Consider the following 24547-nt stretch of genomic DNA (forward strand, 5'->3'; position numbering starts at 1 on the left):
GGAAATGCTATGAGCAAGAGCTTAAACGAATGGGGAAGATTCTTGGCGCTGGTGCTGCGGCATAAACCGGAGGTTGTTGGCATTAAGCTGGATGCACATGGTTGGGCGCAGGTGGAAGCGCTGCTGGCTGCCTTTAACCGGATAGAAGCTTTTAATATGCTTATGCTGGAGCAGATTGTTGCCGAAGATGATAAGCAGCGTTTTGCGTTCAGCGAGGATATGAAAAGAATAAGAGCGAATCAGGGGCATTCCGTTAATGTTGATGTGGAGCTGCAGGAGACTATGCCGCCGGAGCTTTTATATCACGGAACAGGCGTTAAATATATTGCGAGCATCAACAGACAGGGACTTATCGCCAAGCAAAGACTGTATGTGCATTTGTCGGAAAATGTCGAAACAGCGCATAATGTCGGCAAAAGACATGGAGAGCCGTTTATTTACACGGTGCTGGCAGGCGAGATGGCGAGAGCAGGCTACAAGTTTTACCTTTCGGCAAACGGCGTGTGGCTGACAGAATGCGTGCCCAAGAAGTTTTTACGGGAATGGAAGGAGCTTTAGATAATGAAATTTGATGATTTTGATAAACGGATGCGAGTGTATGAACAGAGCATTGATCAATATATAGTTCCGGGAATGTATATAGTAGCAAGACTTGACGGACGCAGTTTTACCAAATTAACGCGGGAGATATGCAAATTTGAGGCACCCTTTGACACGCGCTTTCGTAATTTGATGGTTGATACAACAAAGCATATTATGAATTGCGGTTTCAAGGTTTTGTACGGTTATACGGAAAGTGATGAAATATCCTTGCTGTTTAGTCCTGATAACAGCGCTTTTGCTAACAAAGTACGCAAAATAAATACTATATTAGCAGGTGAGGCCAGCGGTTATTTTTCCTTGGCACTTGGTAAGGCGGTCTGCTTTGACTGCAGAGTTGTGCCTTTGCCTAACATTGAACTCGTAAAGGATTATTTTTTGTGGCGGCAGGAGGACGCAAATCGAAATGCGCTGAACTCCTGGTGTTATTGGACGTTACGTAAGGAAGGCATGTCGAAAAATGAGGCTACGCAGTATTTGCGGGCGAAAAGTGTTGCCTTCAAAAATGAGCTTCTCTTTGCAAGGAATATAAACTACAACGATGTACCGCAATGGCAGAAAAGAGGCATCGGTATATACAGCAAGGAGTATATTCGCCAAGGCTACAATCCGATTTCGGGAAAAATAGTATCTGTAAAAAGAAAGAGCTTTGAGGCAGATTATGAATTGCCCATAGCTGAAAAGTATTCATCATTTATAGGCAGTTTTTTAGCTGCAAAGCATTAGTTAAGTAAGGTGATTGAAATGAGAATTTTATTATTGATGCGTGGTGTGCCGGGCTCCGGCAAGAGCACGTTTATAAAGGAGCAGGGCCTGGAGCCCTATACATTGAGCGCAGATGCGTTGCGCCTGCTATACTCTTCGCCGATGCTGGATAATGCAGGCAGATGGTGCATCAGCCCGCATTTTGACAAGCAGATGTGGCCGTTTTTGCTGCAGACGCTGGAGGAGCGCATGAAGCGTGGCTGCTTTACGGTCGTGGATGCTACCAACATCCGCGGCAGAGATATGACTGCGTATAAAAAGCTCGCCAATGAGTATAAATATCGCATTTATGTGGTTGATTTTACTGATATTACCATTGAGGAAGCCAAGAAAAGGAACCTGTTGCGTGAGGAATACAAACAGGTTCCGGAAAATGTTATTGAAAGAATGTATGCTCAGCTGGCGGATAATAAGGTTCCGTCCGGTATTACCGTAATTAAACCGGAGGAGCTGGCGCAAATCTGGTATAAGCCACGCGATTTATCTGCCTATAAAAAGGTAATTCATATCGGCGATATTCATGGCTGCTATCAGCCGCTGAAGGAATATCTTGAGGAAATCAATCCGCAGAATTACTATATTTTTCTTGGCGATTATATTGACAGAGGCAGTGAGAATGCCGAGGTTCTGCAATTACTGTTGCAGCTTGCCGCGTTAGATAACGTTACACTGCTGGAGGGCAACCATGAAGCCAATTTGCGGGATTACGGCTTGGCAGATGGCGTTGCTTCGAAGGAGTTCCACCTGCAGACGGCACCGGAGCTGGCGCAAGCAGGCCTGAGCAGGAAGGCGGTATATAATTTTTACAGGAAATTATCGCAGTGCTTTTACTATACATATCAGGGAAAAAAGGTTTTGGTAAGCCATGGCGGATTGGCGCGTATGCCGGAGAATTTATCCTTGGTGGCAACAGCGGAGCTGATTTACGGTACCGGCGTGTATGAGGATGCGTTGGATGTTGACATGTCCTTTGCCAAGCACGCCGCTGATAACGAGTATCAGGTTCACGGACACCGCAATTATGAGGGTGTGCCTGCGGAGGTTAACGAGCATTGCTTTAATCTGGACGGAGCGGTGGAAATGGGCGGTCAGCTGCGGGCGTTGGAGCTTAGCGAGGATGGCTTTGTGACGAAGATGATTGCTTCGAGCAAGCTGCTATGAATATCGAAAGCTGAAACTGAAGCGAGCCTGGAAAATCAGATTTTTGGCATCACGAAGGCTTGCGTGTTATTGATGCTATGTATCACCCGGAAAATTGTGTGGCAGATTTTTTTACTTTAATATAGAGTAATATAAAAAAGACCTAATAATATTAGTTGATAGCTAATTTTATCAGGTCTTTTTGATTGCGCAAATTTTTCTAAAGTAACGTTTAAGCAAATATGTTACATAGACAATGGCTTATGTACTATATGCTTCCTAATTTATATTTCTATAGCAGAGTGAATGAGTATCTAATTTATAGTAATTACGCCAAAGTACATAGTAAGTAGTCGGTTTTAGCATACACTTTGTACAGTACATATCAAAATAAAATTTGCTTTGATTAATAAGAATAATAGTTGTTAAAAATGAATTAATCATAAAGCCTATCAAGACTGCAATTGCAGTAGATAAAAAAATAGTTGACTGCCATGTTACTATTTGGTTTATAATACTGTTAACGATGTGATATATCGTTAGTATTACTACAAATAGGAAAGTAGTATTTGGTATCAGAAAGGGGCTGTAGTATGAGTACTAAGCGAGTTAGTAGTACATTAATGATGTTATTTGTTTTAGGCAGTTCTATGAATGCTTTTGCACAGAATAATGATGTACTCGATGAAAATTTTGTCTTAGATGAAATGGTAGTGTCGGCTACACGTAGTGAAAAGAAATTATTAGATACTGCTGCTAGTGTCAGTGTTATTACTGATAAAGATTTAAATAAGATGCATATCAATAATTTGGATGAAGCATTTGTCAAGATTCCGGGAGTATATGTAGGTCGTTTAAGCGGGATTGGTTCAACTACTTCTCAGACAGTAATGAGAGGTGTTAATGCAGCGAATTCTGTAGCAGTATTGGTCGATGGTGTTCAGGTAAATGATTCTTATAATGGTTCCGTAACATGGTCTGCTATTCCTGTAGATATGGTAAAAAGGGTAGAAGTACTTCGTGGACCTGCATCTGTTCTTTATGGTGGTAACGCACTTGCCGGTGTAATTAATATTATCACTAAAGATGTGGATAAAACATCCGTCAATTTAAAATTGTCATATGGATCTAATAATACTCAAAATCATAGCTTATATGTTGCCGGAAAAGCCAGTGATAAATTAGATTTTAATGTTAACTATGAAAAGAAAAGAACTGATGGTTATGTTACCGATCCTGTATTGAGCTCTAAAGCTGTTGCTGGAGCTGAAACTACTACTACTAACACCGGAGCTAAGAGATGGATAATCGGTAATAAGGGTAAAAGACAATGGGATGAAAACACTGTTGGAGTTGGATTGAAATATCATTTCGATGAATCTAAATCTTTAGCTTTAGATTTTACTAAAAATGAATACGAGTATTTTTATTCTGCGCCCACAAGTTACTTTGGCGATAACATTATAAATAAAGCTGGCACATATTTTTCTACTCCAGGGGAAAAAGCATCTAATAAATACAGCATGACTTATAATGATAGCGAAAATGGCTGGAAAGCTGTAGTAGGTTATAGTGATCAATACAAGCAGCATGATACAAGTATTTCTAAAGCAACTGATTCATCTAAACCAAATACCAGATTTTCTTTTGATTTACAAAAAAACCAAACAATTTCTGCTAATAACAATGCAGTATTTGGCTTAAACTACAGAAAAGATAAGATGGATGCTACTGTCTATAAGCTGGCAGATAAGTTTAACAGTGACAGTAAGATAGCAGTGGATTCTATGGCTAGCGGAAAAAATAAATCTTTCTCTGCTTATGTTATGGATGAGCATAAATTTTCTGACAGATGGACAGCTACAGCAGGCTTACGCTATGATAAATGGTCTACAGACGGAAGAATTCTGTTACCTAATAAAACTGAAGCCATTAATTATGACGAGTCTACTTATGATAATTGGAGCCCGAGCTTAAGCGTTATGTATAAACCGGAAGCTGACAGCAGTGTATATTTGTCATGGGGTAAAGCTTTTGAAGCTCCGTCATTATATAGAATGTATTCTTCCAGTTATAGCTCCAATGTCTATAATATTGCAAATCCTAATCTTAAACCACAAAAGGCTGAGACTTTTGAATTGGGCTATAAAAAAGACTTAAACAATAAGTCTGCAATAGGTGTATCTGTTTATGATACAAAGTATAAAGGCTTGCTGTATAAAAACTCTTTGGGCGTGGTAGATGGTATGAATGCTACATGCTACCAAAACGCTGGTGAAGCAGAAGCGAAAGGCTTTGAACTAGAATTAAATCATAATTTTGATGATAAATGGAGTGCCTTTTTAAATTATACCTATCAAAATCCTGTAATAAAAAAAGCTTTAAAGGCGACTGAGAAGGATAAATATGTTACGGCTATTCCTAAAGAAGTATTCCGTGCAGGCGTTACCTATAGTGACAATAAATGGAGCGGCATGCTAACCGGAGAATACATCAGCAAACGATTCAGCAAAACAGATAACAGTGATACAGTTAATGGAGTCTATGGTTCCTATGATCCATACTTTATTATGAATATGGATATTAGCTATTCATTTAACAAGAACTATACATTAACTGCATCGGTAAATAATATTTTAGATAGAGATTTCTTTAATTATTATTATCAACCTGGACGTACATATTCTGTAGAAATTAATTACAGATTCTAATTTAAGTGTTATGCGTATGGAGGAATTATGAATTATATTTTGTTCGTATCCAATAAAGAAAGTGTTAATCCATATTATGTTGCTGCCTGGAAAAACCTCGCTGTAAGCAATGGAGTAAGTGAAAGTAATATAAAATTTCAGATGTTTAGCGGAACAGAAAAAACTTATATGGATAGCAATGAAGTAAACGAATACTGCAAGGGTATAGTTGTCAATTGGATGGGACAAAAGGATGATAAAATGGTTCTCCATATTTTGAAACTTGCAAGAGAAAAAGCGATTCCGTTATTAGCAATTTTTACTTATGGTAACGATAAGGCAATACATTTACTGACTGATGATAGTGCTGACCAAATTGCTTCATATATGGATAATGGCGGTATGTATAATATTAAAAACTTATACTTGTATTTACTTAATAAATTTTTGAAGCTAGATGTAATTTACAAGAATCCTGAGACATTGCCTTGGTCTGGTATTTATATGCCGGAAGAGGATAATGTGGTGGAAAAAGAGGTTTTTTTTGAGAAGTATTATAATTCTTCTTTGCCTACTGTAGCAATTAATTTTCCTAGAGAACATTGGGCTTGGGGACATACTTTATACATAGACAGTTTGGTTAATGAATTACGAAAATTGAAATGTAATGTATTGCCTGTTTTTTCTCATTGGAATCGTGATAGAGAGAGAAATATACCAGGTTTTGAAAATAATTTTTTAGAATTAGCCTTTTTAAAAGGTGCATTTATACCACAAGTATTAATAAATTGCTTATGGTTTTCTCTGACTGTTGGTAGAGATATTGAAGACAAAGAGTTATTGCAGAAATTAAATATACCGATACTTCAAGGTGAAATACTTCTACAAGATGTAGAAAGCTGGGAACAGTCTAGTTACGGTTTAAATGAAAACGAGCTTCAAGCAAATATTATTATGCCGGAATTCGATGGAGTTGTACATGGTGTACCATTAGCTGGTCAAAAAAAAGATGGTGCTCTGGTAACTATGGTGCCAATTTATGATAATATAAAACTAATGGCAAAAAGAGCTTACTGTTGGGCACAGTTGAAACTCAAGCGAAACAAAGATAAAAGGATAGCTCTTATTTTTCATAATTATCCTGCAGGAAATGCTACTATTGGAACTGCTATGGGTTTAGACTCCCTTCGCAGTGGAGAATTGATTTTAGAAAAACTTCAAGAAGCTGGCTACAAAACTGATGCACTACCTAAGAAAACAGGGTGGCTTGCTGAAAAACTGCTGTCTTGTTTTACTAATGAGATCGAATTTTTAAAATCAGATCTTGAGCCATGTGGCAAATATCCTGTTGGGAATTATAAACAATGGTATAAAAATTTAGGCGTGGACACTAGAAACCATATTAAAAACAATTGGGGCGAAATGCCAGGAAATTCGTTTCTTACTGATACAGGAGAAGAATTTAAAATTGCAGGGTTTAAACAAGGAAATATATTCATAGGAGTCCAACCGCCAAGAATTGCTTTTGGTGATATTCAAAAAAGTTTTCATAATGGAGATATTCCACCTACACATTACTATTTGGCTTTTTATAGATGGTTAGTAGAAGAGTTTAAAGCCGATGCTGTAATACATCTTGGTACTCATGGCAGCCTTGAATGGCTACCGGGTAAAAGTACAGGTTTGTGCAAAGCCAGCTATCCATATTTGGCTATAGATAGTCTTCCCAATTTATATCCGTACTTAATGTCCATTACTTGCGAAGGACTTCAGGCTAAAAGGCGTGGAGCTGCAGTATTAATAGATCATTTGCCGGCTCCTTGTGAAGAAGCCGGATTATATGGTAAAATGCGGGAACTATACGATTTGGTAGAGCAGTATTTAGAAGCTTATAGATTACAAAGTTCTACAGTTTCGCAATTAGAGCAGGTAATATTGGAATTGTTACGTAATGAAGATATTAAGCATTTTTGTGATAAAGATAATGAAACTGATTTTTTCGTGCAGATGGAAAATCTACATGCTTATCTTGAAAAAATATCTTCAAATCAATGTAGAACAGGTTTGCATATATTAGGTAAACTAGGTTCTGAAGCAGATTTAAAAAACTTGGTTCATAGTTTTACTCAGGGTAACGAGGAACTTAAAGAATTTGTTTTGGAAAAATTGAGTCATACTGATGAAGAAATAGTAAATATACTTAGGGGGTTAGATGGTTGCTATATTGAAAGCGGATTATCAGGTGCTCCTTCAACAGGTATGTTGGATTGTCTTCCAAGTGGTAAAAATTTTTATGGTGTAGATCCACGCTTACTTCCATCTAAGTCAGCATGGATTATTGGTCAGCAATTAGCGGATCAGGTTATACAACAGTATATTGAGGAAGAAGGAAGATATCCCGAACGTATTGCTATGATATTTTGGTCAGGCACCAATATGCGTACCAAAGGCTGCGATATAGCTCAGGCAATGGCGCTTTTAGGTGTTTCGCCAGAATGGAATACTAATGGGAGAATAAGTGGTTTTAAGGTTATTCCGGTAGACGTTTTGAGAAGACCACGTATAGATGTTATAGCGCGAATAAGCGGTATGTATAGAGATTCATTGTATCCTACTGTAGAATATTTGGATGAATGTATTCAAGGTATTATGAAATTAGATGAGGACGGGAATGTTAATTACCCGCGTAAGCATATAATGGAGGATGCAAATGAATTAGAGACAACAAACTACGATAATTTGCAATGCAGAATTTTTGGCAGTGCACCTGGAACTTATGGTGCTGGTGTTAATTTGGCAATAGAAAGCAGGAACTGGCAAAGTATTGATGATTTAAGAGATGTATATGTATCTTGGGGAAGTTATGCTTATGGTAAGCAAATTAAAGGTCAATTTCTGCCAGAAGTTTTCTCCAAACAGCTTAGCAAAGTTGATTTAACGCTAAAAAATGAAGACCATTACGAGACAACGATGTTAGAATCAGATGATTATAATGCGTTTCATGGTGGCATGATTGCTGCAGTACGTAGTTTATCAGGAAAAGCTCCCAAGTCATTTTGTGGGAATTTGTCTAAAAAGGATGCTGTTAGTGTTCAAAGTTTATCAGAGGAAATGAAACAGTTATACTTATCTCAAGTACTGAATCCTAAATTTATTCAGGGAATGAAGAAACATGGATATAAGGGTGCAGCTGATTTATGTAATATTGTAAGTCATAGCTTTGCTTGGGATGCAACCAGCAATGTTATTGAGGATTGGATGTATAATGATTTGACTAAAATGTATGTCCTTTCAAAAGATGTCAAAGAATGGTTAAAAAAAGTAAATCCATGGGCTTTAAGAAAAATGTGTGCTGTTTTATTAGAAGCAAAACAAAGAGGGTTATGGAATACGCCTAAAGAACTTGAGAGTGCTATTATGCAAGAGTTTTTAGAAATTGAGGGCGATTTAGAGGAACTAAGCGATGAATAGATATAACAAAAAATATATATTGTTTTTCAGTATTTTTATCTTATTTTTGAGTTGCTTGATAACTGTATATATTATAGGTGTTAATCAGACTGATAGGAAAAATAGTTATTTCGTTGTTGATGATTCAGGCTATAAAACATTTTTCGATGCTAAGCCTACGAGAATTTTATGTTATAATCTTACGTATGACACTATTCTTTTGGGAATTGTGCCTGCAGATTATTTAGTAGCTAAACATTACCTTGATAAGGATCCAGCAATTTCGTATATTGCTGAGGAAACAAAGAATATAAAGACAGAATATAGGGTGTTTAAGCAGCTCGGTGAAGAATCAATTATGGCGATGAATCCTCAGGTTATCTTTGTACCTGACACTTTAGATAAAAATGTTATTGAATCTTATAGAGCAATGGGTATAAAGACAGTTGTCTGTAAAGGTCCCAATAGTATTGATGATATCAGGTATAACATAAGACTAATGTCTCAGGCTATGGGTAAGGAAGAAAACGGTGATAAATTAATACGTGAAATGGATAGACAGCTAGCAGAAGTTCGTGATAAAATTCAATTAAAACAAGCTGAACAGCCGGTTGTTATGTTAGCATCCAGAATGAGACAGTATGGAGGAATAGGCTGTGTCTATGATGATATTTGTAAGCATGCCGGAATAAGAAATGCAATTAGCATGCAGGGAATACATTATGGCGAAACCGTAACCAAAGAATCTATCATAGCATCAAATCCTGATGTTTTTCTTGTTTCTGCAGGTAGAGAATATGAAGAAGCCAAAGATGTTCAGTTTAGAAAAGAATTTTTAGAGGATCCTGCTTTTCAACATCTGAAAGGAATTAAAAGAGTAATAGCGATACCTGATAGATATATTTATTCAAATTCGCAGAACTGTGTTTATGCTATCAAGGGATTGTATAATAGTATTTATGGACCTACTTTTGATATGAAGGAAGAAAAATTGTTAAAGGGTTATTAAGAAGGGGTACCATGGTAAAATCAATTAGAAATACATTTACATCTGGCGAAATTGCAAAGCTTGCTAATATTTCTAAGCAAACATTGAGTTACTATGAAAAAGAAAAACTGTTAAAGCCTGCTAAAAGAAACCAAGATAATAATTATGCGTATTATTCTCTAGCGGAACATCATATGTTAGAAATGATTGTTTGCATGAGACGATTAGGTTTTTCTATAAAGGATATACGTGAGTTTTTGCATTACCGTGATGAAAACATTTTAAGTAATCTTTTGAGGAAAAAACAAGAAGAATTAATTCTTGAACAGAAAGAGCTTATGGAAAAATTGCAAAGTGTGCAAACTATTCTCAGGAAAACGGATCACATAAGAAATCTGATATTGGATAGAGTTTTGCTGGAACAACTGCCTGAATATGATATGTATGTTTCTCAAAATCTATCTTCTGTGGATGGTGATAAAAATAATCTTATTATAAGGTTGAATTTCATGAAAAATCTTTTTAGGCTCAATAACTGTGATTTGACTACAGGTTGGTTTTTGAGTCAAGATAACACTAAAAAGTTTCAATGTAGTCCTGTAAGCAGGTTCTTTGCTATGGATAATTATAATTGTATTGATGATTTCCGAAAACTAGTTAATCATAAGACAAAAAATCAATTCTATGTTTCGATATATGGAAAGGGTAACTATCATCATTGTTGTGAAGCATGGATAAAAAAGTGTTTTCAATTTATTGAACGTAATGAACTTGAGATAAATGGTGATACAATAGTTTCTTTTGAAAAGGACTATTGGATTACTAATGACAAGAATGAATATGTTTTTAAATTATCAATACCTGTAAAATGATTTGTGAACTAGCAAAATAATATAATATATAAATATTTTTAAGTGTATGAGTTAGTTATATTTACAGTATCTATGAGATAAGCGGTTTCTCGGGCATAAGGGAGGCCGCTTTTAACTATGTGGTATTGTATCCGTAATTTTCGTAAGCGGTTAATACAGTCAGCTACGTATTTAGATACTGGTAATCTTTTTCTTGGTTCCGAAAAGCTATTTAAATATAAGTTCTATAAAATACTTAGGCTTTTGCACTTGACGAATTTTGGAAAATGATAAACAATTATATTTAAAGGATTTTGGGAATATAATAGGATATCGAATGATAGAATACTTTTTACAGGATTTGACGATGGGAATGACGGATGTAGTCCTAATGTTATGCAGAATCTTTTTTATGACTAATTCCGCATTGAAGCATACAAGGTTACGTGCCTTGCTTAAGTATGCAAAATGAATAAATTCTTTTTTTCTTTAGAAGCAATTCATACAGGAGCAGAAAAATGATTGATAAAATGCTTATTCGTGGCGCTAAGGTCCACAATCTGAAAAATATTGATCTAGACATTCCCTTGGGGAAAATCGTCGGCATTGCAGGTGTATCCGGTTCCGGCAAATCCTCTTTGGCGCTTGGCGTGCTGTATGCCGAAGGCTCACGCCGCTATCTGGAGGCGCTTTCTACCTACACACGTCGCCGCATGACGCAGGCTTCTAAAGCGTCTGTAGATGAGGTGCTGTATGTTCCTGCAGCCTTGGCGCTGCACCAGCGTCCCGGTGTACCGGGAATCCGCAGCACCTTCGGCACAGGTACGGAGCTGCTGAACAGCTTGCGCCTCATGTATTCGCGCCTTGCCAGCCATCGCTGTCCCAACGGACATTACCTGGAGCCAACGCTTTTGGTTGCCGCAGGCAAGAAGCTGACCTGCCCGGAGTGCGGCGCGCAGTTTTATGCGCCGTCTGCCGAGGAGCTGGCCTTCAATTCGCAGGGGGCCTGCAAAACCTGCGGCGGTACAGGCAGCGTCCGCACGGTAGATTTAAGCACGTTGGTGCCGGATGAATCGCTTACCATCGAGCAGGGCGCTGTTGCACCCTGGAATAGCCTCATGTGGTCGCTGATGACGGATGTCTGCAAGGAGATGGGCGTGCGCATAGATGTGCCGTTTTGCGAGCTGACGGAGCAGGAGAAGGAGATCGTTTATCACGGTCCTGCGGAGAAGAAGCATATACTCTACCATCCGAAGAAAAGCAACTCCAACGATTTTGCCGAGCTTGATTTTACCTATTTTAACGCTGTTTACACAGTAGAAAATGCGTTGGCCAAGGTTAAGGACGAAAAGGGCATGAAGCGCGTAGAAAAGTTTTTGAAGGAGGATATCTGCCCCGATTGTCACGGAACGCGTCTTTCCGCATCTGCACGCGCGCCGAAGCTGTTAGGCATATCGCTGGACGAGGCCTGCAGCATGACGCTTTCGCAGCTGGTGACGTGGGTGCAGCGCATTCCACCAAGTTTGCCGGAGGCAATGCGTCCTATGGCGGAACGCATCTGCGAAGCATTTACCGGTACAGCCAAGCGTCTTATGGATTTGGGACTCGGTTATCTTACACTCGACCGCTCCGCTGCTACGCTCTCTACGGGAGAGAGGCAGCGGATGCAGCTGGCGCGCGCTGTCCGCAACCGTACTACCGGAGTTCTTTATGTGCTTGATGAACCGTCCATCGGTCTGCATCCGTCAAATATCGTGGGCCTTAACGGTGTGATGCATGACCTGGTGGCGGACGGTAACTCTGTAATTCTTGTGGATCACGATACGCAGATTTTGCAGGAAGCAGACTGGCTTGTGGAAATGGGACCGGAAGCAGGTGCCGGCGGTGGTCATGTAATTGCTCAGGGAACGATAGCGGAGATAGAAGCAAATCCTGCTTCTCAAATCGGACCGTTCCTTGCGGGCAAGGCAGCTGCAACGCGACAGAATAAAGCTCAGAAGCAGGAGCTGTTCGCTGATGGTGCTATTCATCTTTCTACAGCGTCGATACATACAGTAAAACCATTAGAAATAGATATTCCCAAGGGACGTTTGACGGTTGTCACCGGTGTATCGGGTTCAGGCAAAACCACGATGGTTTTGGAAAGCCTTGTGCCTGCGCTGGCTGCGGCGATTGACGGCAAGCCGTTGCCGGAGCATATCCGCGCTATTGATGCCGATGGGATTGAGCACGTTAAGCTCATTGATGCGACACCTATCGGAATTAACGTCCGCTCTACTGTCGCTACCTATGCAGGCATTCACGATGATTTGCGCAAGCTTTATGCCAAATTGCCCGAAGCCAAAGCGCATGAATATAAGGCCGGTGCTTTTTCGTACAATACAGGCTCGCTTCGCTGCCAAGGCTGTGACGGAACAGGCGTTGTCAGTCTGGACGTACAGTTTTTGCCGGACGTGGATATACCCTGCCCGGACTGCCGCGGTTCGCGGTACGCTAAGGCGGCCTACGATATCAGGCTGACGAACGAGGCGGGGGAGAGTGCTTCGCTGCCGGAGCTGATGGCTATGGACGTAAACACTGCTCTTGCCTTCTGCAAAAATATGAAAGGCATCAGCCAAAAGCTGAACGTGCTGCGTCAGCTTGGTCTTGGTTATCTGACGTTGGGCGAGGAAACACCGGGTTTATCGGGCGGTGAAGCACAGCGCTTGAAGCTGGCCAGCGAAATCGGCAGGACGCAGCATGATTCCGTCTTTGTCTTTGATGAGCCTTCTATTGGCTTACATCCTTTGGATGTGCAGGTACTGCTGGAGGTTTTTCAGGCGCTTTTGGACAATGGGGCAACTGTTGTTGTCATTGAGCATGATTTAGATGTTATCCGTAACGCTGACTATGTGCTTGATATGGGCCCCGGCGGCGGTGATGCAGGCGGAAGGCTTGTGGCATGCGGAACGCCGGCAGAGATTAAAGCAAACGCAAATAGTATTACCGGCAGATTTTTATGATTGCGCTTGGATTGATAAGAGAATAGTAAAAAAGTAAGAGCTGATTTTGGCGAAGTGCGAAAGTCAGCTCTGTTTTTGTGCGCTAGAAGGATAGATTATTTAATGACCATAGCGTATAAATTTTTCTCGATAAGGCAGGAAAATAAAATCGTCTAGCGAATGATTTTAAGTATAACAAAATTTTTATGAAAATTTGGAAGGAGAGTATTAAAAGTGAATTTAGATAATACGACACCAACATCTTTACAGAATGATACGCAAGATTCCCAAGAAGTCAAAAATAATACAAATGCTGACAATACAGATATAGGGAAAGCTGTAGACCTAATAAAAGTAAATGAAGCTATAGATAATTCTGCCAATAATTCAGAGGCTTTGCCGGAGAAAAATGGACTGGAAGAGCAAAATGAAATTAGAAATGTTGATTTATTCACCAAATATTTTGAAGTGTTTGGCCCTAAAGAGCTGCTTATGGTAGGTCAAATTATGGATTTAAATTCTATTCAGGGGTTTTCAAGCTTAGAAAATGCAGTTTCTAAAAATCTTCGCTATGCACGCAATAAGATATTAGCTGAAATTAAAAAGAGGTGTGGCCATAGTAATGTAAATACTTTAGATGAATATGAAAAAGTAAAGACAGAATCCCTGCCTTTATATAGAGCTACGCTACTACTTGATTTACATGCTGATTATAACGTAGATATTGTAAGAAAATTAATCATAGAGGATGAGCTTATTCCTTCATTAGTAGTTGAAGCTGGTGATGCCTCTGAAAATATTACCAATGAAGAGATAGAAACATTACAGAAAACAATTAACCGGCAGAATGATAAAATTGAGGAGCTTGAGCAGAAAAATAGGAAGCTGAACAAGGAGCTTGCTAAGCAGGAAAATACTCTTAAGAAAAAGCTCAAAGAGGATGCAGATAAAAAGCATAAAGCTAAAGTCGGTGAGATGGAAGCAAAGCATTCTAAGGATATTAGTGAGATTAATGCTAAGCTTGATACTGTTACCTCTGATTATAAAAAGCTTAGTGCAGAATATAACGATTACAAAAAAGAAATAGAGAAAAAATCTCGTTATTTTGAGAAGATTTTCAAGAGAACTTATGTAATCATGCTAGATATGCAGCCTATGAATGATAAGTATTTTCCATATCCTTATGAGGTAGCAACGATAAGTAAATTGTTGACAGGAGATATTGGAAATACTAATTTTACTGAAGTATGGGTGCAGAAGGATATGTTGGATGAGCTTAGAATTAATTTTATCAAAGCTAAGGCTAGAGAGTATGGTCATCAATGTCTTGTAAGTGAAATGAAATTGACAGAAATTCAGGAGTTAGGATTAGAGGTGCTGAGATGAGTGAGAATATACGTGTGCTTGGCAGATTAATGACTGAGGCTGAGATGTATGATTTAGGTGTACCGGAGCACTATACTAATGTTTTTAGAGATGTTAATGATAACAATATTTTATGCTTAAAGCCTCTGTCTGCTTTTCCGTCGAATTATCCTCCCATAGACAAAGTATTATGTCTGTGCTCGAGACTTGATGCTGAGCTGAATAGCATTGATGAAGAAAGAGTTGCTTCGATTCTGGAAAGACGTCTTTTTGTCTTCAAACCGATGCAGAGTAAAATAGAATACTATGCTTATGAGCAGCGATTGCTCCCCAAAGGATGCAGTCCTGATGTATTAGATGAAAGATATGTTGCTGTCCCCTGCTTTGATTTGCCGAAGCTTGGGTTATCTGTAGAAGAGTTTCATTCTTGCCTCAAAAATGCAAAGGCCTTATTAGTAGAGCCTTGTATTTCAGATGAAACAGATGACAGACCGGAATGTGTATTTGCCAAGATTATGGCTTCAGATGGAGATTCGTACGATTTGTATCTCTATTTTAATATTATTAGTATGGCTATTAGGGATGGCGCGTCTAAGCTTTTGATTGAACAGCCTGAATATCACAGAATAAAGCTTGATATAGAAGATATCAATAACATTATTTATGACGTAGATGACAATATTATTTTTATACCGGCAGTGCTTTATGATCATTATGTAGAACGTCATCGCAATGACTATATTGATGCAGAAGAATATCTTGTTTCTGAGCCCAAAGATGAGCAAGTTGTTAAGCAGAACATTGCTTCTGAGCAAGAAGCAGATAAGCCTTCAGCAAACCTTCAGCAAGAAGCTGTTGCCCATAAAGAAGAGCCATTAGGGAAAGAGGAAGGCAGTATTCTGAAAAAAATGAAGGCTGCTGCTAAGGAAATGCATCTTGTATATAGTGATGAGGATTTGATTAATTTCTATGTTTCTGCACATTCCTCTAATCTGGTTGTGTTGGCAGGTATGAGCGGTACTGGTAAATCCAGGCTTATCAAGGTTTATGCCAAAGCCTTGGGGTTAGATAAGTATGATGGCATTAAATTTATTTCTGTAAGTCCTGCCTGGACAGATGATTCAGATCTTTTGGGTTATGTAGATTATAAAGGCAATAAGTATCGTGAAGCTGCTACGGAACTGGTAACATTTTTGAAGAGGGCCGCCGAGAACATGGATAAACAGTATGTTATCTGCTTTGATGAAATGAACCTGGCGCGAGTTGAGCATTATTTCTCTTCCTTCCTGTCTATTCTTGAGGATCCGGAAACGGAAAGACAATTAGTTGTGTATAACAGGTCTTTGGCTGGTGTCCTGGATAATTCTAATGAATTTCCTGCAACAATCAGCTTGGGAGATAATGTTTTGTTTGCTGGAACAGTGAATATTGATGAATCAACATTCAATTTTTCTGATAAGGTGCTTGATCGTGCCAATGTTATTAAGCTTGGCATGCGACCTTTTACAGAGCTGAAGGATGTACTGGAAGAATGCTGCTTAAGTGACAGGGAATTACAATGTCTTACGGATTTGCACAATATGATTAGAGAGAGAAATCCGAAGCTTGGTATTGGCTATAGAATAATCAAGCAGATTAACAGCTATATTAATAAAATACCTGAGGGTGTAGCTTTTAGCAGGGGCAATGCTTTTGACAGGCTGATTGTGCAGAGGATTATTACAAAGCTGAGAGGTTCTGAAGAACAGTTAAGCATGCTTATTGGCAAAATAGATGGCAATGATAAGCTTGTTGAAAGCGACATTATGGCTTTGCTGGGAAAATATAAGGATGTTTCAGAGTTTACTAATGTTAAGCTTGAGCTGAAGAACAAAGCGAAAGAGTTGATGCTGTATGGTTATTCAGTATAATAATTTGCCATTTAAGCTGGCGGTAATCAACGAGGTTGGGGAACGGGATTATCCGGTTCAGGGTTTCGCGTTTTGTGATGATATCGAAGATATCAATAATGGCTTAGTGGAAGCAGAAATCAAAATACGTGAGAACTCCAATGTTTTTCTTCAGTTTCGCTCTAATATTGACTGTATCCTTGAAATGGACGGCTTTGATGGTATAGATATACCAGAAACCAGGCATGATGATGGCACCTATCTTCAGCCATCTGAGGGTAAGGTAAAGGTGTTCTCGTATGAAAGCTCGCCGCTACCTCCTGGTTTGTACATAATCAAAGTAAAGACTGCAAGTAAAAACTATTTTACCAGCTTTGAGGTTTTGCCAGCCAGGCTTGATGACCGGGCTTGGCAGATTATGGCAACAGATGTTTTTGAAAGCATTAAGCTGATGGCATTTCAACTGGCTGTTCAGAAGGTAAGTGTTGCCAATAGCTTTTATGAAGGTGAAGAGTTTGGCGTCTTACTGCTGAAAATGAATGTTATCGACCAATATTTTCATAAAGTGATAGCAGCTTTAGATGATTTGCGGCTTAACCCTCACAGTAAAATATCAAAAAAATATGTGCTTTCAAGTAAGGCTGAGCAGCATTCAATAGATTTTCAGTGCAATAAGCTGAATTCGATGAAGATTAATATTGACAGGGGTTATATACCGCTGAGATATACTGACTACCAGCTTACTGAAAACGCGTATGTGAAGCGTATGGTGCTTTCTTTAGACAAGGTTATGCGGTTGTTCATTAAGGAAATTAATGAAAAAAAGATTTTTTTAGAAGCAAAAGTTGCGAATGATTTCTATGGTAAAGATAAAAATACCTATGAATATAATCGTAATTGCAGAAGTCTTAATTTTTTAGAGCTGTATTATTCAAAAGCAAGAAAAATCATCAGCATTATCAATAAGCTTAAGGAAGCTCTGTGGTTTAAAGAGGTTAATGCTAATATTATCCAGCGAGTTCCCAGCCAAAGTATGCTTGACCCACGATATGCTATATTGAGCAGGGTAAGCAAAGAGCTTGAAGGATTGACTATAAAATATGACATGGATAACAGGCTATCATTTATCTGGCATAATTCTGCCAAGCTTTATGAGCTATGGGGTGTTATAAAGCTTGTAGAAGCGTTACAGAATCTTGGCTTTGAGCTTGTTGAGGGCTTAAATGTAGATAGAATAGGCTATGAGTTGAAAATATCAGGTCTTGCTTCAGGCAATTCATTTATACTGAAAAGGGATAGCCTGGAGATAAAAGTTAGCTATGAACCGACGCTTTTAGCTGCTGAGGATAAATCTGGCATAGAGTCTGATCCTGTATATACGGTTGGCAAGCATGTTACACCAGATTGTAAGATTGACTATTTTTATAATCTTAAAGACAGGAAGCTTTATATGGGTTCGCTGATAGTTGACTTTAAATATCGCTCTAAATATGCTTTTTGGAATAATTACAGGGAAAATTGTCGTCATCAGCTGATGAGCTATGTTAATGATACTCGTTCAAAAAATATTTCCAATAGAAATGAAATGAGCAGCTTACGTATGAGGCCAGTTGTTTCTGTATGGGCTTTGTATCCTGACCGATTCAATGTTGATGAAGAGGAGAATGATGAAAATCTCTTTATCAAACTGCTCTCTTTTGTTCCCGGGTATCAGCAATTTATTACCAGGCATTTGCAAGGTGTTCTGGAAGACTATATTTATCCGGAGATAGAAGCGGTCGGGAGAGCTTCTATGTAAAAAGTGCCCGGCGGCTTGCACTGATGATTTATTATGCTGGCGTATATAGAATTGCTTTACGTATAAAATAAGAGCTGACTTTGGCGAAGTGCGGAAGTCAGCTCTGTTTGTTGTGCGCTAGAATAGCTATTTTTTATGCTGTCAAGCAGTGTCGGCGCCTGCTGACAAACTCGCAGATAGTGCAAGCAAGAGGGGAATTTTGTGATATAATAAAAGAAAAATCACTTAAGCAGAGTATTATGCTGAAATAAAAGCTACAACAAGCTATGGCAACAGGGAGGTTAAAGACATGATTGAGCTGAGCAGCAAGCAAAACTGTACAGGCTGCAGTGCCTGCGCCAATATCTGCCCGCGTGGCTGTATAAAAATGACTGCGGACGAGGAAGGCTTTTTATATCCGGTGGTCAATGAAGAAATGTGCATGGACTGCGGTTTATGCGAAAATGTCTGCCCTATGCTGCACAAGCCGCAGCAGCATGAGCTGCTTGCTGTTTATGGCGCCAAGAACAATGATAATTCTGTGCGCTTTAACAGCTCCAGCGGGGGAATGTTCACGCTTTTTGCTGAAGGAGTTTTGCAGCAGGGCGGCGTTGTGGTCGGCGCGGCGCTGGATGAACAGCTTAATGTGCAGCATGTGCTGGTGGATAACCTTGACGATTTGCCCAAGCTGCGTGGTTCGAAATATGTGCAGAGTAAAATCGGCAGGATTTACAGCGAGGTACGGCAAATTTTGCGTGCAGGCAGAAAAGTTCTGTTCAGCGGTACGCCTTGCCAGATTGCCGGGTTAAAGAAATATTTGGTAAAGCCGTCGGAGAATCTTTTGACGGTTGATGTTGTCTGCCATGGTGTGCCTAGTCCAAAGGTTTATCAAAAGCATTTGCGGGAGCTGGCGCAGGAGGCAGGCGAGCCTGTTGTGCAGGTGAAGTTCCGCGATAAGGCAAAGGGCTGGAAGCAGGGAGAAACATTATTTCTTACAGAGCATCAGCGTTTTGGTGCGAGCAAGCGGCAGGAAACCTATATGCGCCTGTTCCTGAATAACATCAGCATTCGTCCGTCTTGCGGCGAGTGTGCGTTTAATAATAAGCGCAGCCTGGCGGATATCACGATTGCCGATTATTGGGGCATTGATAAGCAGTTCCCGGAATTTGATGATGATAAGGGCGTTACGCTGGTGCTGGTGAACAGTGAAGCCGGAGCGGAATTGCTGGCGCAGGTTGAGGATAAAGCGGAGCTTTTGCCAACAGACTTTGCCAAGGGTGCGGAGTATAATGTGGCGGTTAGCAAGTCGCTGCCGCTGCATCCTAAGCGGGCATTTTTCTTTGAGCATCTTGATGAGTATACGCTGAAAGAGATGGTGGAGAGATGCTTGGGGGATAAAGAAGGAAAGATGAAACCGTTGTTTTAAAATTACAACTCCCCCCACAAAAGGAGGTTATGCATCATGTTCAACAAATATCTTGCGGAGTTAAGCAAGGAGCAGCTTTTGGAGCTGATAGAGATTTATGCAAAAAACTGGCTGGCGCATGACGGCGTCTGGTTCCAGTCGATTGAAGGCAAATTCGGCATGGCGGAGGCCATATACCATGACGAGGAGGCGTGGAAGCGCTTTACCGTCATCGAAGCCAAGCGCATCAAGGAATTCCTCAAGCTGCCGGAGAATCCTGGCTTAGAGGGATTGGAGCAGGCACTGCACTATCGCTTTTACGGAAATCTGAACGAGCATGAATGTATTCGTGAAGGCAACAGGCTCGTTTACCGTAACCGCGACTGCCGTGTGCAGACGGCGCGTAGCCGCAAGGGCATGCCGTATCATCCATGCAAATCGTTAGGCATTTATGAATATAGCGGTTTTGCTGCCACGATTGACGCGCGCATTAAATGCCGTTGTCTGAGCTGCTTCCCAGATTGTACGGAAAGTCCTGATGGCTGTGCGTGGGAATTTTATCTGGAAGAAGAGTAGAATATTTGCTGTTATAAAATTAAAATGGGCATATGTCAAAAATATAATTGACATATGCCCGTTTCATCTTTATAATGGACTTAGAGAGGAGGAAATCAGATGCCAAGAAAAGTGAAATGCAGAAAGGTTTGCCATTACCCGCAAACGCTGGAGTTTTTGCCGCAAAACAATAATGCAGAGCAGGAGCCGATTGTTCTGACTGTTGACGAATACGAAACGATTCGCCTGATTGACAGGCGTGGCATGAGTCAGGAGCAGTGTGCGGCCTTTATGCAGATTGCGCGGACAACAGTGCAGCGCATTTACGAAACAGCGCGCAAGAAGCTGGCGGATTTTGTCGTAGAAGGACGGCCGCTGCGTATTGAAGGCGGAGATTTTCGGCTCTGTAACGGCAGCAGTACAGGCTGCGGCTGTGTTGATTGCTTTAAGCAAAAATTATATGAAAAATACAAGGAAAAGGGAGAAGATATTATGAGAATTGCAGTAACCTATGAAAACGGTGAGATTTTTCAACATTTCGGACATGCTGAGGAGTTTAAGGTTTATGATGTGCAGGATGGCAAAGTTGTTGCGTCCGAGGTTGTGAATACCAACGGCCAAGGTCATGGTGCTTTGGCAGGCGTTTTGACGGCGCTGAAGGCAGACGTTCTGATTTGCGGCGGTATCGGTGGCGGTGCGCAGATGGCGCTGGCTGCTGCAGGCATTAAGCTGTACGGCGGCGTAAGCGGCAGCGCAGACGCAGCGGTAGAGGCTTTGCTGGCAGGTAATTTGGACTACAATCCCGCTGTTAAATGCAATCACCATGGGGAGCACGGCGAAGGTCACACCTGTGGCGAGCATGGCTGCGGCGGACATCACTGATATAAGATAAACTACGAATACTTCATTGAAAAGGAGGCCTGATGTAAATGGCGATTATTGTAAACCCGACGGCTGCAGAGTTCAAGCAGATGCTGGCCGAAAAGAAAACCTTTCTGGCAGATTTTTATGCGACCTGGTGCGGTCCTTGTAAGATGCTTAGCTATGTGCTGGAGGACATTAACAAGGAGATGGGCGAGCGCATAGACATCGTCAAGATTGATATAGATAAGGAGCCGGAGCTGACGGAGGAGATGGACATAACCATTATTCCCGGTTTGTTCTTTATCAAAAACGGCGAGGTTGCTTCGCGTTACGCAGGCTTTTTGCCGAAGGAACGATTGCAGGCAAGACTGGAAAAGCTCTTGGGCAACGAGCCTCCGGTGGAGCAGGCTCCTGACAAAAGCTATGACCTGATTATTATCGGCGGCGGTGCTGCCGGGCTGACGGCAGCTGTTTACGCGCGGCGTGCGGGATTAAAGACTTTGGTGTTGGAATCCTTTGCTCCCGGCGGCAAGCTGATTAAAACCTTTGAAATAGAAAACTGGCCCGGTATCAAGAACGTCAACGGCTCCCAGCTGGCCTACGATATTTACGAGCAGGCGATGGCCTTAGGCACGACCTATCTTTATGAGAAGGTTGCTGCTCTGGAGATGGAAGGAGCGGAGCGCCGCGTGCGCTGTGCGAGCGGTGCGGAGTTTACGGCACCTGCTGTGATTATCGCTACCGGCACTGTGGAGCGCTTGCTGAACATTCCGGGTGAGCAGGAGATGATCGGTCGCGGCATCAGCTTCTGTGCTGTCTGCGATGCGGCGTTCTACCGCAATAAGCCTGTGATTATCGTGGGCGCGGGCAATGCTGCCTTTGAGGAATCGCTGTATCTTGCGGAATTTGCGTCGCAGGTTACGATTCTGGCGCGTCGTGATGTTATCAGCGCGGAGCAGATTACGCAGGAAAAGGTGGCCGCTAATCCGAAGATTGAGGTGCTGACCTGGCGGGTACCGCAGGAGGTTATTATCGAAAATAATCGCGTTGCGGGGCTCAAGGTGCTCAACAAACAGACGGGAGCAGTGGAAACGATGCTGGCAAGGGGCGTCTTCCCGTATATCGGTGCGGACCCTGTAACAGATTTCTGCCGTGATTTGGGTATTACCAATGACAAGGGCTATCTTGTTGTAAGCAGCGATATGTCGACTGCGGTTCCCGGTGTGTATGGTGCAGGTGACGTGTGCGACAAGGTGCTGCGTCAGGTTGTAACGGCGACTAATGACGGTGCTATTGCGGCTCAGAGTGCATTGAAGTATTTGCGTTAAAGGACGTGGCGTTATGAAAAGATTTGCAGTGGTAAACGAGGACAGATGCGTTTCCTGCGGTGCCTGCACGCAGGTGTGCCCGCGTCAGGCAATCAGTATATACAAGGGGTGCTTTGCAAGAGTGGATAGGGAGCGCTGCGTAGGCTGCGGCCTCTGCGCCAAAACCTGTCCTGCAGGCAGCATCAGGGTGGCAACAGATGGCTAAGAAAGTACAGCATTGGTATGATTATCTTTGGCTATGGCCGATAATTTATTTTGTCCTGGGCTTTTTCAATATCCTTTTTGCCTGGCTGGGAATGATTGATTTTATGGTGCCTGTTTTATTGGCGCTTTTCGGCGGCAACAAGCTGTTCTGCAATCGTTATTGCGGACGTGGACTGCTTTTGGCAAAGCTGGGCGGCGAGTGGAAATGGTCACGCAACCGCGCTACGCCGGAACTTCTTGTCGCCAAATGGTTCCGCTTCGGCTTTTTATGCTTCTTTATGGCCATGTTCGGCAACATGCTGTGGCAAACGTATCTTGTAGCAACACAAGCACAGTCTTTGCGCGAGGTAGTGACGCTGCTCTGGACGTTTAAGGTTCCCTGGGCGTGGGCCTATACCTCCGGCAGCTCTTCGGCGTGGGTTGCGCAGTATGCCTTTGGCTTTTACAGCGTAATGCTGACCTCTATGCTGCTTGGCTTAGTGGTAATGGCGTTGTTCAAGCCTAGAACCTGGTGTACCTTTTGCCCAATGGGTACTATGACGCAGATGATTTGCAAAATGAAGCAGTAGAGGGTTGGGAACAAGGCCTACGAAAAATTTTTATAGCGTGTATATAAATGAACCTCCTGTATGCAGCAGAAAAAGCTGCTTGCAGGAGTTTTTTTTAGATTTAAAATGTAATTGGAATTATAGCAGGAAAAAAGTTTGCAGAAGCGAATTTAATAAAGTAAAAGTGCAGATTTTGCGGTACCGAAAAGCAGGAGCTTGGTGGATTAAATCGTGATGTGTTTAATAGCAACATAAAAAGAAAGGAAAGTATGATTTTAGCTTATATGAATATCATACAAGGAAGTAAGATGGCTAGATTGAAACAAGGGGATGTACTAGAGGTTTTGTTAGATAATAATCAAAATAAGGGATATATAGTATATTTAGCAAAATCGAATCCCTTTAACTATAAACTATTTGGATTATGTGCTGTTATTCCTAGCGTTGCAGGATATGGTGTAGAAGAAATAGCTAAGAAAACATGGTTGTCAACAATCATGATTTTTGAAGATAACAAATGGAAAAAAATAGGAAACATTAAGATTGATTCTAATTTTGAGTGGCCAGATTTTTATGAGAGCGTAATAGATACTGAAAATAAATTTAGAATATATCATTGGGGCGATGGAAATAAGGAGAAAGTAATAAGAATAGTTGAAGGTAAAGATGAATTAGGCAATGCTCAACCAGGAAGTGTTTTTTATCCTGAAGCTGCGTTAATATATTATAGAGAAAAACTTAGGGAAGCTTCTTTATATAAGATGTATGAGGATGCTTCTGATATAACAAAAGAAATGGCAAAAGAAATGGCCTTTTCTGGGTTATATGGAGAAGTTTACTCGTACACAAAAGATTTGATAAAAGTGAATAAAGATGAAATTGTTAAAAAAGTTAAATGTGTTTATCAATCAGAATTACTTTTCCCAGACACAGCTTTACAGTTTTATATGGGAGTGCTGAAAGCGCAACTAGAGGAGCACTGTGTTGATAACGAAGTAGTTAGAAGCTATCAGCAGCTTGTAAATCAAGAGAAGGACTATTTGAACAAAGAAGAGTGGCTGAGTGAGCAAGTACTGAAGCTTAACAACGAGCTTAAAAAATTCAAATGAAGGATTGCGATAAAATGAAGATTTTGGCTTTTGTAATT

The 24547-nt window shown here is 40.8% G+C and carries 18 protein-coding genes; all 18 read left to right on the forward strand.

Annotated elements, in window-relative coordinates:
* Positions 1-9: 9 nt before the first annotated feature.
* Complete coding sequence (locus tag Q0G26_RS02720) at positions 10-558, forward strand: RNA 2'-phosphotransferase (RefSeq protein WP_293828376.1); 549 nt, start codon at positions 10-12, stop codon at positions 556-558.
* Positions 559-561: 3 nt separating this feature from the next.
* On the forward strand, positions 562-1326 hold the full coding sequence (locus Q0G26_RS02725; RefSeq protein WP_293828378.1) for a tRNA(His) guanylyltransferase Thg1 family protein: 765 nt from the start codon (positions 562-564) through the stop codon (positions 1324-1326).
* A gap of 18 nt (positions 1327-1344) precedes the next feature.
* The gene (locus Q0G26_RS02730) at positions 1345-2526 is read left to right on the forward strand and encodes a metallophosphoesterase (RefSeq protein WP_293828380.1); all 1182 of its coding nucleotides are present in this window, start codon (positions 1345-1347) and stop codon (positions 2524-2526) included.
* Positions 2527-3098: 572 nt separating this feature from the next.
* A complete protein-coding gene (locus Q0G26_RS02735; protein WP_293828382.1) occupies positions 3099-5216 on the forward strand; it encodes a TonB-dependent receptor in 2118 nt (705 codons plus the stop codon).
* A gap of 27 nt (positions 5217-5243) precedes the next feature.
* Positions 5244-8666: a cobaltochelatase subunit CobN gene (locus tag Q0G26_RS02740; RefSeq protein WP_293828384.1), complete on the forward strand. Its 3423-nt coding sequence runs from the start codon at positions 5244-5246 to the stop codon at positions 8664-8666.
* A complete protein-coding gene (locus Q0G26_RS02745) occupies positions 8659-9654 on the forward strand; it encodes an ABC transporter substrate-binding protein (RefSeq protein WP_293828390.1) in 996 nt (331 codons plus the stop codon). Before Q0G26_RS02740 ends, Q0G26_RS02745 begins: the two co-directional genes overlap by 8 nt.
* Positions 9655-9665: 11 nt before the next feature.
* Positions 9666-10505, forward strand: coding sequence for a MerR family transcriptional regulator (locus Q0G26_RS02750; RefSeq protein ID WP_293828393.1), 840 nt, complete (start codon positions 9666-9668; stop codon positions 10503-10505).
* Between the two features lie 497 nt (positions 10506-11002).
* Positions 11003-13486 carry an excinuclease ABC subunit UvrA gene (locus Q0G26_RS02755; protein WP_293828395.1) on the forward strand — a complete coding sequence of 828 codons (2484 nt, stop codon included), beginning with the start codon at positions 11003-11005 and terminating at the stop codon, positions 13484-13486.
* A gap of 213 nt (positions 13487-13699) precedes the next feature.
* Entirely contained in the window at positions 13700-14851 is a 1152-nt protein-coding gene (locus Q0G26_RS02760) for a hypothetical protein (protein ID WP_293828397.1), read from the forward strand.
* A gap of 44 nt (positions 14852-14895) precedes the next feature.
* Positions 14896-16740 carry an AAA family ATPase gene (locus Q0G26_RS02765; protein WP_293828400.1) on the forward strand — a complete coding sequence of 615 codons (1845 nt, stop codon included), beginning with the start codon at positions 14896-14898 and terminating at the stop codon, positions 16738-16740.
* The gene (locus Q0G26_RS02770; RefSeq protein ID WP_293828402.1) at positions 16724-18517 is read left to right on the forward strand and encodes a nuclease domain-containing protein; all 1794 of its coding nucleotides are present in this window, start codon (positions 16724-16726) and stop codon (positions 18515-18517) included. The genes Q0G26_RS02765 and Q0G26_RS02770 overlap by 17 nt, the downstream gene beginning before the upstream one ends.
* A gap of 289 nt (positions 18518-18806) precedes the next feature.
* Positions 18807-19922, forward strand: coding sequence for a Coenzyme F420 hydrogenase/dehydrogenase, beta subunit C-terminal domain (locus Q0G26_RS02775; protein WP_293828404.1), 1116 nt, complete (start codon positions 18807-18809; stop codon positions 19920-19922).
* A gap of 36 nt (positions 19923-19958) precedes the next feature.
* Positions 19959-20477, forward strand: a complete 519-nt coding sequence (locus tag Q0G26_RS02780; protein WP_293828406.1) for a DUF6125 family protein — start codon at positions 19959-19961, stop codon at positions 20475-20477.
* 99 nt (positions 20478-20576) lie between these two features.
* The gene (locus tag Q0G26_RS02785) at positions 20577-21338 is read left to right on the forward strand and encodes a NifB/NifX family molybdenum-iron cluster-binding protein (protein ID WP_293828408.1); all 762 of its coding nucleotides are present in this window, start codon (positions 20577-20579) and stop codon (positions 21336-21338) included.
* Positions 21339-21385: 47 nt separating this feature from the next.
* On the forward strand, positions 21386-22648 hold the full coding sequence (locus Q0G26_RS02790) for an FAD-dependent oxidoreductase (RefSeq protein WP_293828410.1): 1263 nt from the start codon (positions 21386-21388) through the stop codon (positions 22646-22648).
* Between the two features lie 13 nt (positions 22649-22661).
* On the forward strand, positions 22662-22853 hold the full coding sequence (locus tag Q0G26_RS02795) for a 4Fe-4S binding protein (protein ID WP_021719326.1): 192 nt from the start codon (positions 22662-22664) through the stop codon (positions 22851-22853).
* Positions 22846-23421, forward strand: a complete 576-nt coding sequence (locus Q0G26_RS02800) for a 4Fe-4S binding protein (RefSeq protein WP_293828412.1) — start codon at positions 22846-22848, stop codon at positions 23419-23421. The genes Q0G26_RS02795 and Q0G26_RS02800 overlap by 8 nt, the downstream gene beginning before the upstream one ends.
* Before the next feature lie 287 nt (positions 23422-23708).
* Positions 23709-24509: a hypothetical protein gene (locus Q0G26_RS02805; protein ID WP_293828414.1), complete on the forward strand. Its 801-nt coding sequence runs from the start codon at positions 23709-23711 to the stop codon at positions 24507-24509.
* Positions 24510-24547 lie beyond the last annotated feature (38 nt).

This window comes from uncultured Phascolarctobacterium sp. (genome assembly GCF_934190775.1).
Taxonomy (GTDB): Bacteria; Bacillota; Negativicutes; order Acidaminococcales; family Acidaminococcaceae; genus Phascolarctobacterium_A.

What these genes read in the sequence shown, in the direction of transcription:
- Q0G26_RS02720 (WP_293828376.1), top strand. Translation starts at nt 10, where the DNA reads ATGAGCAAGAGCTTAAACGAATGGGGAAGATTCTTGGCGCTGGTGCTG.
- Q0G26_RS02725 (WP_293828378.1), top strand. Translation starts at nt 562, where the DNA reads ATGAAATTTGATGATTTTGATAAACGGATGCGAGTGTATGAACAGAGC.
- Q0G26_RS02730 (WP_293828380.1), top strand. Translation starts at nt 1,345, where the DNA reads ATGAGAATTTTATTATTGATGCGTGGTGTGCCGGGCTCCGGCAAGAGC.
- Q0G26_RS02735 (WP_293828382.1), top strand. Translation starts at nt 3,099, where the DNA reads ATGAGTACTAAGCGAGTTAGTAGTACATTAATGATGTTATTTGTTTTA.
- Q0G26_RS02740 (WP_293828384.1), top strand. Translation starts at nt 5,244, where the DNA reads ATGAATTATATTTTGTTCGTATCCAATAAAGAAAGTGTTAATCCATAT.
- Q0G26_RS02745 (WP_293828390.1), top strand. Translation starts at nt 8,659, where the DNA reads ATGAATAGATATAACAAAAAATATATATTGTTTTTCAGTATTTTTATC.
- Q0G26_RS02750 (WP_293828393.1), top strand. Translation starts at nt 9,666, where the DNA reads ATGGTAAAATCAATTAGAAATACATTTACATCTGGCGAAATTGCAAAG.
- Q0G26_RS02755 (WP_293828395.1), top strand. Translation starts at nt 11,003, where the DNA reads ATGATTGATAAAATGCTTATTCGTGGCGCTAAGGTCCACAATCTGAAA.
- Q0G26_RS02765 (WP_293828400.1), top strand. Translation starts at nt 14,896, where the DNA reads ATGTATGATTTAGGTGTACCGGAGCACTATACTAATGTTTTTAGAGAT.
- Q0G26_RS02770 (WP_293828402.1), top strand. Translation starts at nt 16,724, where the DNA reads ATGGTTATTCAGTATAATAATTTGCCATTTAAGCTGGCGGTAATCAAC.
- Q0G26_RS02775 (WP_293828404.1), top strand. Translation starts at nt 18,807, where the DNA reads ATGATTGAGCTGAGCAGCAAGCAAAACTGTACAGGCTGCAGTGCCTGC.
- Q0G26_RS02780 (WP_293828406.1), top strand. Translation starts at nt 19,959, where the DNA reads ATGTTCAACAAATATCTTGCGGAGTTAAGCAAGGAGCAGCTTTTGGAG.
- Q0G26_RS02785 (WP_293828408.1), top strand. Translation starts at nt 20,577, where the DNA reads ATGCCAAGAAAAGTGAAATGCAGAAAGGTTTGCCATTACCCGCAAACG.
- Q0G26_RS02790 (WP_293828410.1), top strand. Translation starts at nt 21,386, where the DNA reads ATGGCGATTATTGTAAACCCGACGGCTGCAGAGTTCAAGCAGATGCTG.
- Q0G26_RS02795 (WP_021719326.1), top strand. Translation starts at nt 22,662, where the DNA reads ATGAAAAGATTTGCAGTGGTAAACGAGGACAGATGCGTTTCCTGCGGT.
- Q0G26_RS02800 (WP_293828412.1), top strand. Translation starts at nt 22,846, where the DNA reads ATGGCTAAGAAAGTACAGCATTGGTATGATTATCTTTGGCTATGGCCG.
- Q0G26_RS02805 (WP_293828414.1), top strand. Translation starts at nt 23,709, where the DNA reads ATGGCTAGATTGAAACAAGGGGATGTACTAGAGGTTTTGTTAGATAAT.